Origin of the sequence: Agromyces indicus (genome assembly GCF_031432295.1) — a bacterium.
Lineage (GTDB): Bacteria > Actinomycetota > Actinomycetes > Actinomycetales > Microbacteriaceae > Agromyces > Agromyces indicus.
On the sequence record NZ_JAVKGS010000003.1, the window covers coordinates 481,105 to 493,650 of the forward strand.

General features: G+C 74.3%; 8 protein-coding genes. 4 read left to right on the top strand and 4 right to left on the bottom strand.

Translation table 11 applies throughout. The annotated features are described in order from the left end of the window. Nucleotides 1–18: 18 nt before the first annotated feature. Genes RH861_RS12175 through RH861_RS12185 form a run of 3 tightly spaced genes read right to left on the bottom strand, consistent with a single transcriptional unit; the run spans nucleotide 19 to nucleotide 4,306 of the window. Nucleotides 19–1,764: an amidase gene (locus tag RH861_RS12175; RefSeq protein WP_310521191.1), complete on the bottom strand. Its 1,746-nt coding sequence runs from the start codon at nucleotides 1,762–1,764 to the stop codon at nucleotides 19–21. Further along, the gene (locus tag RH861_RS12180) at nucleotides 1,761–2,801 is read right to left on the bottom strand and encodes an agmatine deiminase family protein (RefSeq protein WP_310521192.1); all 1,041 of its coding nucleotides are present in this window, start codon (nucleotides 2,799–2,801) and stop codon (nucleotides 1,761–1,763) included. Before RH861_RS12180 ends, RH861_RS12175 begins: the two co-directional genes overlap by 4 nt. Beyond that, nucleotides 2,798–4,306 (bottom strand): purine-cytosine permease family protein, encoded by a 1,509-nt coding sequence (locus tag RH861_RS12185; RefSeq protein WP_310521193.1) that lies wholly within the window; start codon nucleotides 4,304–4,306, stop codon nucleotides 2,798–2,800. Before RH861_RS12185 ends, RH861_RS12180 begins: the two co-directional genes overlap by 4 nt. 75 nt (nucleotides 4,307–4,381) lie before the next feature. On the opposite strand from RH861_RS12185, the gene RH861_RS12190 reads away from it, so the two are divergent. Beyond that, nucleotides 4,382–5,041 carry a TetR/AcrR family transcriptional regulator gene (locus tag RH861_RS12190; RefSeq protein WP_310521194.1) on the top strand — a complete coding sequence of 220 codons (660 nt, stop codon included), beginning with the start codon at nucleotides 4,382–4,384 and terminating at the stop codon, nucleotides 5,039–5,041. Here RH861_RS12190 and RH861_RS12195 read toward each other — a convergent pair. After that, the gene (locus RH861_RS12195; protein WP_310521195.1) at nucleotides 4,995–5,246 is read right to left on the bottom strand and encodes a hypothetical protein; all 252 of its coding nucleotides are present in this window, start codon (nucleotides 5,244–5,246) and stop codon (nucleotides 4,995–4,997) included. The genes RH861_RS12190 and RH861_RS12195 overlap by 47 nt on opposite strands. A 93-nt stretch (nucleotides 5,247–5,339) precedes the next feature. On the opposite strand from RH861_RS12195, the gene RH861_RS12200 reads away from it, so the two are divergent. The 3 genes from RH861_RS12200 (at nucleotide 5,340) to RH861_RS12210 (ending at nucleotide 12,325) form a co-directional block, all read left to right on the top strand. Further along, nucleotides 5,340–8,207 (top strand): helix-turn-helix transcriptional regulator, encoded by a 2,868-nt coding sequence (locus RH861_RS12200; protein ID WP_310521196.1) that lies wholly within the window; start codon nucleotides 5,340–5,342, stop codon nucleotides 8,205–8,207. Between the two features lie 184 nt (nucleotides 8,208–8,391). Beyond that, a complete protein-coding gene (locus RH861_RS12205; RefSeq protein ID WP_310521197.1) occupies nucleotides 8,392–11,958 on the top strand; it encodes a TM0106 family RecB-like putative nuclease in 3,567 nt (1,188 codons plus the stop codon). Nucleotides 11,959–12,040: 82 nt separating this feature from the next. Continuing rightward, a complete protein-coding gene (locus tag RH861_RS12210; RefSeq protein WP_310521198.1) occupies nucleotides 12,041–12,325 on the top strand; it encodes a glutaredoxin family protein in 285 nt (94 codons plus the stop codon). Nucleotides 12,326–12,546: the final 221 nt, after the last annotated feature.

Below are 12,546 nucleotides of genomic sequence, written 5' to 3' on the forward strand. Positions count from 1 at the left end.
ACGCGAGCCGGAGCCCGCTCAGGCGAGCGGCGGGGTCCGGGGCGGGGCGACGCGGCGCGGCGCGAGGGCCTCGAACGCGGCGGCGAGACGCAGCAGGGCCGTGTCGTCGTAGGCGCGTCCGGCGAACGTGAGGCCCACCGGCATCCGGATGTCGCCCATGAGCCCCATGGGCACCGTCACGGTCGGGATGCCGAGGTGCCGCGGCACCAGGTTGCCGTTCGCGACCCAGACGCCGTTGCGCCAGCCGAGGTCGGCGGAGGCGGGGTTCACGTCCATGTCCGCGGGCCCCACGTCGGCGACCGCCGGGAACGCGACGGCGTCGAGACCGAGCCCGTCCATCCACTGCTCGAGGTCGATGCGGCGGGTCTCCTCGAGCCCGCGCAGCCCCTCGGGCAGTTCCGGCATGTCGGTGAACGACGCGCCCGCGTTCGCGCGCACCCAGGCCGGGTACTCGGCGATGTCGTCGTCGAAGCCCGTGTACCGGTCGGGCAGGGCGCCCTCGGGCTGCGGGAAGATCCGTGCCCCGTCGACGTCGGCGAGCGAGTGCAGTGCCGGGTCGCCGTTGGCCTGCAGGAAGTCCTCCCAGCCCCACGCCGACAGGTCGACGATCTCGCGCTTCAGGTACTCCGGCGTGACGAGTCCGCGCGTCGCGATCGTCGGCGCTCCGGGGCGGTCGCCCTCGTAGTTCGACACGACGGGGAAGTCGACGAGCACGACCTCGGCGCCGGCCGCCTCGAGGTCGCGGCGTGCCGCCTCCCACAGCTCGATGACCGACTCGCGCGTGTCGATGCGCTGCCCGGTGGGCCCGCCGATGCCGACGCTCCCGCCGGGCTCCGCGGTGCCGGCCTCCGGGTCGGCGTTCACGTACATGCGGGGCACGCCGACGCGCCGGCCCGCGAGTGCAGTGCGGGCCGCGGCGGCATCCGTCACCTGCAGCGCCGGGTACGACTCGGGGCGGACCGCGGATGCCGCAGGCAGCTCGACCCACGGCTGCGCCCGCCAGAAGTCGCCGCGCGTCTCCGGGTCGTCGGCGACGATCACGTCGAGCACCTCGAGCAGGTCGGCCATGGTGCGCGTGTGCGGCACGACGACGTCCATCGTGGGCACCAGCGGCCAGTTGCCGCGCACCGAGATGACGCCGCGCGAGGGCGTGTAGGCGCACAGGGCGTTGTTCGACGCCGGCGCCCGGCCCGACGACCAGGTCTCCTCGCCGAGGCCGAACGCCGCGAACGACGCCGCCGTCGCCGTGCCCGAGCCGTTCGACGAGCCTGAGCCGAACGCGGCGGTCAGGTACCCGGCGTCGTACGGGCTCTCGGCGCGGCCGTAGACGCCGCGCTGCATCCCGCCGTTGGCCATGGGCGGCATGTTGGTGAGGCCGAGGCAGACGGCGCCCGCCTCGCGCAGCCGCTCGATCGTGAACGCGTCGCGCTGCGCGACCAGGCGCTCGAACGCGGGGCTGCCGGCCGCCGCGGTGAGCCCGCGAACGAGGTAGGAGTCCTTCGCGGTGTACGGGATGCCGTCGAGGGGGCCGCGCGTCTCGCCGCGCGCGCGCCGCTCGTCGGAGGCGCGCGCCTCGGCGAGCGCGTCGGGGTTCCGCACGACGACGGCGTTGAGGGCCGTCTCGGTGTCCGGCCCGTCGTACGCGTCGATGCGCGCGAGGTAGGCCTCGACCAGTTCGACCGCGGTCGTGCGGCCGTCCTCGAGCGCCGCACGCAGGTCCGCGATCGACGCCTCCACGACGTCGAACGGCTCAGTCGTGCTCATCGGGTCGCCTCCACCTCGGGCTGCTGCTGCGTGATGCAGTGGATGCCGCCGCCGCGGGCGAAGATCGGCCGCGAGTCGACCGTCACGACCCGGCGGCCCGGGTACGCGTCGGCGAGGATCGCCGCCGCCCGCGCGTCCGCCTCGGGCTCCCCGAAGCCGCACGCGACGACGCCGTCGTTCACGACGAGGTGATTCACGTAGCTCCAGTCGACGAAGCCCTCGTCGTCTCGGAGCGTCGCGGGCGCGGGCAGGTCGACGATCTCGAAGGTCCGGCCCGCGGCATCCGTCTGCCCCTCGAGCAGGTCGCGCAGCTCGCGCGTCACCGTGTGGTCGGGGTGTGCGGCGTCGGGCTGGTGGTGCAGCAGCAGGCGCCCGGGCGACGGGATGGTCGCGACGATGTCGACGTGCCCGTTGGTGCCGAAGTCGTCGTAGTCGCGCGTGAGCCCCTGCGGCAGCCAGATCGCCTTGGTCGTGCCGATCGTGCGCGCGAGTTCGGCCTCGACGCGGGCCCGGTCGGCGTAGGGGTTGCGGCGCGGGTCGAGCTGCACCGTGTCGGTGAGCAGCACCGTGCCCTCGCCGTCGACGTGGATGCCGCCGCCCTCGTTGACGAGCACCGAGCTCACGAGCTCGGCGCCGACGTGCGCCGCCGCGAAGCGGGCGATCTCGGCGGAGACCCGCCACTCGGCCCACTCGGGCGCGCCCCAGCCGTTGAAGATCCAGTCGACGGCGCCGAGGACGCCGGGCCGCTCGTCGTCGAGCACGAAGGTCGGGCCGAAGTCGCGCATCCAGAACTCGTCGAGCGGCGCCTCGAGGATCTCGATCTCCGACGACAGCATGCGCCGGGCGCGGTCGAGCTCGGTCGGGTCGACCACCATGGTCACGGGCTCGAACTCGGCGACCGCGTGGGCGACCGCGGTCCACGCCGCGTAGCCCTCCTCGCGTTCGGCGGCGCCCTCGCCGAGGGTGATCCCCTCTCGGGGGAACGCCATCCACGTGCGCTCGTGCGGGGCGGTCTCTGCGGGCATGCGCCAGGTCATGCGGGCACCTCCTGGGTGGTGGGAGCGGATGCCGCGGCATCCGTCTCGGTCTCGGCAGCGGGGTGAGCGGATGCCGCACCCGGCCGTCGCGCCGGGTCGCGGTACGGGGTCGTGGTCAGCCACAGCAGCGCGTAGAGCCCGCCGCCGAGCACGGGCCCGACGATCGCGGAGAGGTCGGCGCCGCCGAGCGCCCCGGAGATCGGGCCGACGTACAGGGTCGTGTTGGCCGAGAGGACGGCGACGACGACCGCGACGACCATGGCGACGACGCCGGCCGGGAAGACGCCGCCGCGGTACCAGAACGGGCTCGCGGGCGTCGTGTCGTCGAGGGAGCGACCGTCGTAGCGGTTGCGGCGCAGCACGATGTCGACGGCGTAGATCGACACGAGCGGCCCGAAGACCGTGACCGACAGTTCGAGCGAGGCGCTCAGGGCGTCGAGGAAGCTCGGCGTGAGGAAGAGCACCCATCCCGCGGCGGCCGTCGCGACGACGCCGGTGACGACGGTGACCGCGGCCCGCGAGATGCGGGCGCCGAGCGCCTGGGCGTAGAAGCCGGTGGAGTACGCCACGAGCACGTTGTTCGTGATGCTCGAGAGCACGATCATGCCGAGGAAGACCGGTGTGAACCACGCGGGGACGATCTCGCCGATGGTCAGCTGCGGGTCGGTCATGTCGATCGCCGTGCCGGCGACCACCCCCAGGGCGCCGATGAGGACCGCGGGGATGAAGCCGCCGAGCGCGGTGTACCAGGCGACCTTGCGCTTCGAGACGTCGGCGGGCAGGTACCGCGCGTAGTCGGCGCCGGTCCCCCATGACAGCGGGCTCGACGCGACGATCGCGAAGCCGAGCATGACGAGCGCCCAGTGGTCGGCGACCGGCAGCGGCGCGACCTCGTACGACCAGTCGGCGGCGCCCAGGACGAACCCGGCGAGCACGACGAAGACCACGGCGAGCGCCGCGGAGAACCACGGGGCGAGGGCGAGGATCGTCGCGTGGCCGTAGACGCCGATGATGAAGCTGAGGATGCCGACGACGGCGAGCACCGCCCATTCGCCGCCGGGCGGCAGGCCGATGCCGAAGTGGGCGAGCAGGGCGATCGCCGCGAGGGTGGCGAAGGCGACGTTGATGATCTCGTAGAAGATGCCGATCGCGACGCCGAGCCCCGCACCGAAGACCTTGTTGCCGCGGATGCCGAACATCGCGCGCATGATCGTGACGCTCGGCGCGCCCGCGGCGGGGCCGCTGACGGCGAGCCAACCGACGAGCGCCCACCAGAGGTTGCCGACGACGGTGATGACGAGCGCCTGCCAGAGCGGCAGGCCGAGCAGGACGAGCACGCCGCCGACCACGAAGTAGAGGTAGCCGACGTTGGCCGACATCCACACCCAGAACAGGCCCGAGGGGCGACCGTGCCGCTCGCTGGCGGGGATGTGCTCGATGCCGTGCGTCTCGACGTGGCCGACTCGGTCGGCGGCCGGGGCGCCCGGCGGGGTGGTGGGGGTCATATGCGAACCTCGTCGTCCGGAAACTTATTGATCAGTTGATCAATAGTGCAGGAGGTTACATAGACTGGCCGCACGATGTCAACACCCGCCCGCGCGAGGGCGTCGCGCAAGAGCCCGGCCGAACGATCCGCCGAGATCGCGGATGCCGCGCGCGGCGTCGCACTCGAACAGGGCCTCGCCGCCGTCACGCTGCGCTCGATCGCCGCGCGGGCCGGCGTCGCGCCCGCGCTCGTCGCGCACTACGAACCCAACATGGACGCGCTCGTCGCCAGCACGTTCAGCACGATCGTCGGCGCCGAGACCGACGAGGTCGCCCGGCTCATCGCCGCGCAACCCGAACCGCGCCGCCGCCTGGGCACCCTGCTCGACACCCTCCTCGACGGCGCACGCGACGACGTGACGGTGGTCTGGGTCGAGGCGTGGGCGCTCGGTCGGCGCAACGACGCGCTCGCGGCATCCGTTCGCGATCAGATGGACGCGTGGCAGGTCGTCGTGCAGGGCGTGATCGAGCAGGGCGTGGCCGAGGCCGGGTTCGAGACGGATGACGCGGCCGCCACCGCCTGGCAGCTGCTCGGCATGATCGACGGCCTGAACGCGCAGGCGCTCGTGCGCTGGGGCGACGCTGGCGACCGGGGCTCGCTCATCCACCGAGCGGTGGAGGGCCTGCTCGGGCTGCCGCGCGGGGCGCTCAGCGCGGCGCGCTCGGCTTCGGGAGCCGGTCGAACGACGAGGTGAGCGTGCGCTCGGCGGCGTCGGCGGTCAGCGACGCCCCCGTGCCGCCCGCGGCGGCGCTCCAGTACTCCGCGGCGTCGGCCGTGGCCGGCGACGCGACGAACGCCGCGGCGGTCGCCTGCTGGGGAGCCGGCGCTTCGACGTTCGCCGCGACGACCAGTGCCAGGTAGCCTCCGACGAGCACGACGGTCAAGATGATGCGGTCCATGGGGCCACCGTGCCGCGCGGGACGCGCCCCCACATCAGGGGGAGATCCTCAGAATCCCGTGAGGTTCCCTCAGATGAATGCCACACTGGGGGTGTGCCGCGCGACGCGACCCAGCTCGTGGGCCGGGAGCGCGAACTCTCGTCCCTCCGACACGAGCTGGCTGCCGCCGCCCGCGGATCCGCACGCACCGTCCTGATCCGGGGCGAGCCGGGCGTCGGCAAGACCGCGCTCATGCAGGCGGCCTCCGACGCCGCCGACGGGGCCGATGACTCGACCGCGGTCCTCACGACACGGAACCTCCCCCTCACCACGCGCGTGCCGAACCTCGCCGTGCGAGCCCTCCTCAAGCACGCCGGCGAACTCGAGCGGGCCGACGCCGCGCACCGGCCCGCGCCGCTCGCGCTCGACGACGCGGTCGATCGCCTGCTCGCCGACGGACCCGTCATCGTCGCCATCGACGACCTGCAGTGGGCCGACCCGAGCACCCTCGACGCGCTCATGTTCCTCGCCGGGGGCGCTGAGGACCGCCCGCTCGCGATCCTCGCCACCGTGCGGGCCGGTGCAGGACGACCCGTCGACCGCTGGGCCACCGACCTCCTCCGCCTGCCCGGAGCACGGGCGCTCGACCTCGACCCCCTCGACCGCGCCGCGACGCGCGAGCTCGTGGCCGCGGTCATCGGCGGCACGCCCCACGAGACCCTCGTGAGCGACGTGTTCGAACGGACGCGCGGCAACCCGTACCACGCCCGGCTCCTCCTCGAGGGCGTGGGCCCCGCCGCCGCCACCGCGCCCGCGACCGTCGCGCCCGACCTCGGCTCGGCCGTCCTGCAGGCCTGGTCGCAGCTGCCGCCGTCCACCCAGCACCTCTGCGTGATGCTCGCGCTGCACGGCAAGCCGGTCCGCTCCCGCGCGCTCGCCGCCGTCGACCCCGCCTGGGCCGAGGCCGAGCGCGACCTGCGGCCCGCGCTCGCCACCCGGGTCCTCGAACAGGATGACGCCGGACGGCTCTGGTTCCACCATCCGCTCATCGCCGAGGTGCTCGTCGCCGAGATCCCGGAGGCCGAACGACGCGACCGCCACCGGCAGCTCGCCCGGAGCACCGAGCGGGTGATCGACTCGGGCGAGGCATCCGTCGACCTGCTCGTCGACCTCGCCGACCACCTGGCCGCGGCGGGCGACCCGAACGGATGCCGCGATGCGAGCCTGCGCGCCGTCGACGCGCTCGCCGGCACCGGCGACCACGCCACCCGGCTGCGCCTGCTCCGCCGCTGCGTCGACCTCCAGGCGGCCGACGTGCACGCGGCGGCGCCCGCCGAGCGGCGCCACCTGCTCGAGCAGTGGGCGGATGCCGCGGCGGACGCCGGCGACAGCGACGACGAGTACGCCGCCGTCTCCGAGATGCTCGAGGACGCCGACGCCGACACCGAGCCGCTGCACGTCGCCGCGCTGCTGCTGCGCCGCCAGCACCTGCGCTTCCGGGTCGGCGGGGACCTCGCCGACTCCGCCCCGGCCCGTGAGGCCCTGCGACTGGCGTCCGACCACCCCGACAGCCGCGAGTACGCCCTTGCCCTGGTCGAGCTCGCGCACGCCGAGATCCTCGAGGGCGACCCGGCGTGCGCGGTCCACGCCGCCGAGGCGGTGCAGCGGGCCACGGCGCTCGGCGACACCGCGGTGCTCTCGTCCGCGCTCGCGACGACCGGCCAGGTCGCGGCGCTCATGCGCGACCTCCCCCGCGCCCGCGAGCTCGCCGAGCGCACCCGCGCCATCGCGCTGCCCGCGCGGCACTTCTGGTCGGCGATGCTCGCCTCGTTCTGGGAGGCGTACGCCGAACCGGACTACCGCTCCGCGGCACGCACGCTGAGCGCCATCCGTGCCGACCTCGAGGCCGCGGGAGCGCCGTACGTCGTCACCGCGACCGTCGCCCTCACCGAGGCGCGCACCCGGATCACCATCGGCGAGATCCCCGCCGCCCGCGCCGCCTTCCGGCACGTGCGCGCCGAGGATCCGCCGCGCTTCATCGACCTCGGGCTGCGGACCGCGTCGGCGCTGCTCGCCGCGTTCCAGGGCCGCGCGGACGACGCCGAGGCGCACCTCAGGCGCGCCGTCGAGCGCTTCCACGAGCCGCCCGCCTACACGCGATCGTCGATGGCGCACGCGCAGGCGCTCGCCCGGTTCGCGCGCAACGACGCGGCCGGGGCGCTCGCGGCCGTGATGCCGCTCGTCGACGCCCGCGCGGGCGACAACTCGTGCGAGTGGCTCATCCCGCTCGCCGTCCGGGCCCTCGCCGACCTCGCCGACGAGGCGCGCGACCGGCACGAGGACCCCTCCGAGGTGCTCGACCGCCTCGACCGGCTCGACGCCGAGCACCCGCACGTGCTCGCGCGCACGCTCGGCGTCTCGTACCCGGCCGACCTCGTCGCGCTCGACGCGGTCGCCGCCGCGGAGCGCGCCCGGGCCAGGCGCACGGCCGGCGCCGGCGTGCTGTGGGCAGCCGCGGCCGAGGCGTGCGGGGCCGCCGACCTCGCATGGGAGGAGGCGTACGCGTGCCGCCGCGGCGCGGAGGCCGACCTGACCGGCGACGGCGGCGAGCCGGCGCGGGGCCGCGAGCTGCTCCGGCGCGCGGCGACGCTCGCTCGGCGACTCGAGGCCGATGCGCTGCTCGACGAGGTCGAATCGCTCGCGCTGTGGTCGCGCGTGCGCCTGTACGACGACGAGACGACGGATGCCGCGGCCCTCGACGCCGACGGCCTCGAGACGCTGAGCGGGGTCGCCCTCACCCGACGCGAACGCGAACTGCTGCCGTACATCGTGGACGGCCGCACCTACGCCGAGATCGCCGCGCTGCTCACGATCAGCGAGAAGACCGTGAGCTCGCACATCTCGAACCTGCTGCGGAAGACCGGGGCGGCCAACCGCGTCGATCTCGCGCGGATGGCGGAGGCGCGCGAGCGCTCGGCGTGACGCGGGCGCCGCGCCGTCGCGGTCGCCGTCGCCGGGCAGCCGTCGGCCCGTCGCGGCCGGCGCGTCCGGCGTGCCGGCCCGTCCGGCGTGCCGGCGCGTCCGGCGTGCCGGCCGTCGCGTGCGCGTGCGCCGGTGTCGGATGTCGCGGCTAGCGTTGATCGCACGACGAGGTCGGGAGGCTCGGATGTACCTGGTGGGCGACACGGTCGTCACGAGCGCGAGCGACCTCAAGAAGGCGTCCGACTGCGAGTTCGCCTTCCTCCGCGAGCTCGACGTCAAGCTCGGCCGCGACACGCTCTTCGAGCCCGCGACCGATGCCATGCTCGAACGCGCCGGCCGGCTCGGCGACGCGCACGAGGAACGCGTGCTGCAGCACTACCGCGACGAGTTCGGGGTCGGCGTGGTCGAGATCGCGCGACCCGACCTGCGCGACCCCGAGCAGCTCGACGCCGCCGTCGAGGCGACGCGAGCGGCGTTCGAGTCGGGCGCGCCGGTGGTCTTCCAGGCGACGTTCGTCGACGACGGGTTCGTCGGATTCGCCGACTTCATCGTGCGACAGCCCGACGGGCGCTACCTCGTGCAGGATTCCAAGCTCGCGCGGCGAGCGCGCGTGACCGCGCTCCTGCAGCTCGCCGCGTACGCCGCCCAGCTCGACCGGCTCGGCATCCCGCGCGCCGAGACCGTCGAGCTGCTGCTCGGCGACGGCACCACCAGCTCCCACCGCCTCGACGACATCGAGCCCGTCTACCTCCTCCGTTGCGACCGCCTCCGTCGGATCGTCGACGAGCGCCTCGCCGACGAGGCGCCGGTGGCGTGGGGCGACCCGCGCTACACGTTCGACGGGCGATGCCCGACCTGCGACCTCGAGGTCCAGGCCCACCGCGACCTGCTGCTCGTGGCCGGCATGCGCACCACGCAGCGGGCGCACTTCGTCGACGCCGGCATCACGACGATCGACCAGCTCGCCGCCTCCTCCGGCCCCGTCGAGGGTGTGCTCGACGCCACGCTCGACGGGCTCCGCGTGCAGGCGCGGCTGCAGCTCGCGGCCGAGGCGGCCGAACTCGACGCCGCGGCATCCGGCACCCGCACCCCCGACGACCCGCCGCTGCCGCCGCCCGTCGAGGTGCGCGAGCCCGGCGCGCTCGCCGCGATCCCCGAGCCCGACCCCGGCGACCTCTTCTTCGACTTCGAGGGCGACCCGCTCTACACCGAGGGCGCCGCGACGCAGTGGGGCCTCGACTACCTCTTCGGCATGATCGACGTCGAGGAGCGGTTCACGCCCATCTGGGCGCACAGCTTCGACGAGGAACGCGAGGCGCTCCTGCGCTTCCTCGCGTTCGTCCGCGAGCGGCGGCAGCGGTACCCGAACCTGCACATCTACCACTACGCCAGCTACGAGCGCACGCACCTGACCTCGATCGCCGCACGGCACGGGGTCGGCGAGGCCGAGGTCGACCAGCTGCTGGCCGACGGCGTGCTGGTCGACCTGTACCCCGTCGTCAAGCGCGCCGTTCGCGTCGGCAGCCGCTCGTACTCGATCAAGAAGCTCGAGCCGCTCTACATGGGCGACGAGCTGCGCGAGGCCGACGTGAAGTCGGGCGGCGACTCCATCCTCGAGTACGTGCGGGCGCGCGAACTGCGCGAGACCGGCGGGTTCGACCCCGCAACGGGACTGTCCGGCGAGGCCGCGGCACAGCACGTGCTCGACGACCTGGCCGAGTACAACCGCTACGACTGCGTGTCCACGCTGCGCCTCCGCGACTGGCTCCTCGGGCTCGCGCGGACGCGCGGCATCGCGCCCGTTCCCGCGCTGCTGCTCGCCGAGCCCACCGGCAAGCAGTACGTGGCCAGTCCGCTCGCCGTCGAGCTCGAGCGGCTCGCCGGTCCGGCCGAGCAGCGCGCCGCCGATCCCGACCGCCGGGCGCTCGCCATGGCGGCGGCCGCGATCGACTACCACGACCGGGAGATGAAGAGCTTCTGGTGGGGGCACTTCTTCCGCGTCGAGCAACCGCTCGAAGCCTGGGAGGACCACCGCGACGTCCTCGTCGTCGACCCGGCGCAGACCCGGGTGACGCAGGACTGGTATCGCGAGGGTCGGCAGCAGCAGGATCGCCGCGAGCTGCTCCTGCGCGGCCGGATCGCCCCCGGATCGCGCTTCAGTCCGGGCGCCGAGCTCCATCTGCTCTACGAATGGCCGGCGCCGTTCCCGTCCGACGTGCGGCGTCCCGGGTCCCGCGCGAGCACGCGCGCCACGGTGCTCGAGGCCGCGCCCGACGGCGTGCTCGTGTGCGAGCGCTCGGTCGCCGGCGAGACGTGGCGGGAGCTGCCGTCGGCGCTCGTGCCGGGCAATCCGCCGCCCGCGGGCCGCCAGAAGGACGCCATCGCGGAATGGGCGCGCCCGATCGTCGATCGGCAGCCCGACTGGCCGCGCGACCCGGCCGTCGACCTCCTGCGCCGCATCCCGCCGCGCACGAGATCGGGATCGCTCGCTCCGCTGCCCGACCACGACTACGTCGGCGCCGTCGCGCGGTCGCTCGGCGAGCTCGACGACTCCTACCTCGCCGTGCAGGGGCCGCCCGGCACGGGCAAGACCTACGTCGCTTCGCGGGTCATCGCGAGACTCGTCGGCCACCACGGCTGGAAGATCGGCGTGGTCGCGCAGTCGCACGCCGTCGTCGAGCACCTGCTCGACGCGGTCGTCGCCGCCGGGCTCGATCCCCGCCTCGTCGCGAAGGCGCCGAAGGACCGCGACGACGGCGTCGACCGACCGTGGACCACGATCGAGAAGGACGGCGCGTCCGCCTACCTGGCAGCGAACGCGGCCACCGGGTTCGTCTACGGCGGCACCGCCTGGGACTTCGCGAACGCCGGTCGGGTGGGGCGACACGCGCTCGACCTGCTGGTGATCGACGAAGCCGGGCAGTTCTCCCTCGCGTCGACCATCGCCGCGTCGGTCGCGGCGCGACGCCTGCTGCTCCTCGGCGACCCCCAGCAGCTCCCCCAGGTCAGCCAGGGCACGCACCCCGAGCCGGTCGACATGTCGGCGTTGGGCTGGATCGCCGACGGGCACGACGTCCTCCCCGACGAGCTCGGCTACTTCCTCGCGCAGAGCCGCCGCATGCACCCCGCGCTCGCCGCGCCCGTCTCCCACCTGTCGTACGAGGGCGAGCTCGAGTCGCACGAGTGCGCCGCGCTCCGCTCGATCGAGGGCGTCGACCCGGGACTCACCCCCGTCCCGGTCGTCCACGACGGCAACACGACGGAGTCGCCCGAGGAGGCGGCCGAGGTCGTGCGCATCGCCGCGTCCCTGATCGGCCGCACCTACACCGATGCGAGCGGCGGAACCGATTCGGGCCCCGCCGACGCGCGCCCGCTGACGCAGGCCGACCTCATCGTGGTGACGCCCTACAACGCCCAGCTCTCGCTCGTGCGCGACGCGCTCGACCGCGCCGGGCTCCGCGACGTGCCCGTCGGCACGGTCGACAAGTTCCAGGGGCAGGAGGCGGCCGTCGCCATCGTGACGCTCGCCGCCTCCTCGGCTGCCGCCGCGCCGCGGGGCATCGAGTTCCTGCTGCTCAAGAACCGCCTCAACGTCGCCATCTCGCGGGCGCAGGTCGCGGCCTTCCTGGTGTACTCCCCCGGCCTGCTCGACGCACTGCCGCGGACCCCGCAGGGCGTGGCGCAGCTCAGTGCCTTCGCCCGGCTCGTCGGCGTGGAACTGCCGACGCTCGACCGCGCCCCGGTCCGCTGAACGCGCCGGACGCGTTGCCCGTGCGAGCCAGCGGCGACCGTCGCTGAGAATTCCTCACAGCATATCCACGTAGGGTATCCGCATGACCACCTCGACCGACGTGAACCCCGACCGCATCACCATGTACGGCGCCGACTGGTGCGGCGACTGTCGCCGTTCGAAGGCGCTGCTCGATCGCCGCGGCGTCGACTACGAGTACGTCGACCTCGAGGTCGTCGTCGAGGGCGCGGCCCGCGCGAAGGCCATCTCCGGCCGCACGAACATCCCCGTCGTCGTGTTCCCCGACGGCACCCACTTCACCGAGCCGTCCGACGCTGCGCTCGCGGCGAAGCTCGACGAGATCGAGGCGGACTCCGCCGCCGCCTGAGCCGCGGCATCCGTCGCCCCGACGCCGAACGGCCCCCGCCCACCCGGGCGGGGGCCGTTTCGCGCTGCCCCGGTCCGCGCCATCCGCTCGGCCTGCGCCATCCGCTCAGCCCGCGCCATCCGCTCGGCCTGCGCCATCCGCTCGGCCCGCGCCATCCGCTCAGCCCGCGCCATCCGCTCAGCCCGCGCCATCCGCTCGGCCTGCGCCATCCGCTCGGCCCG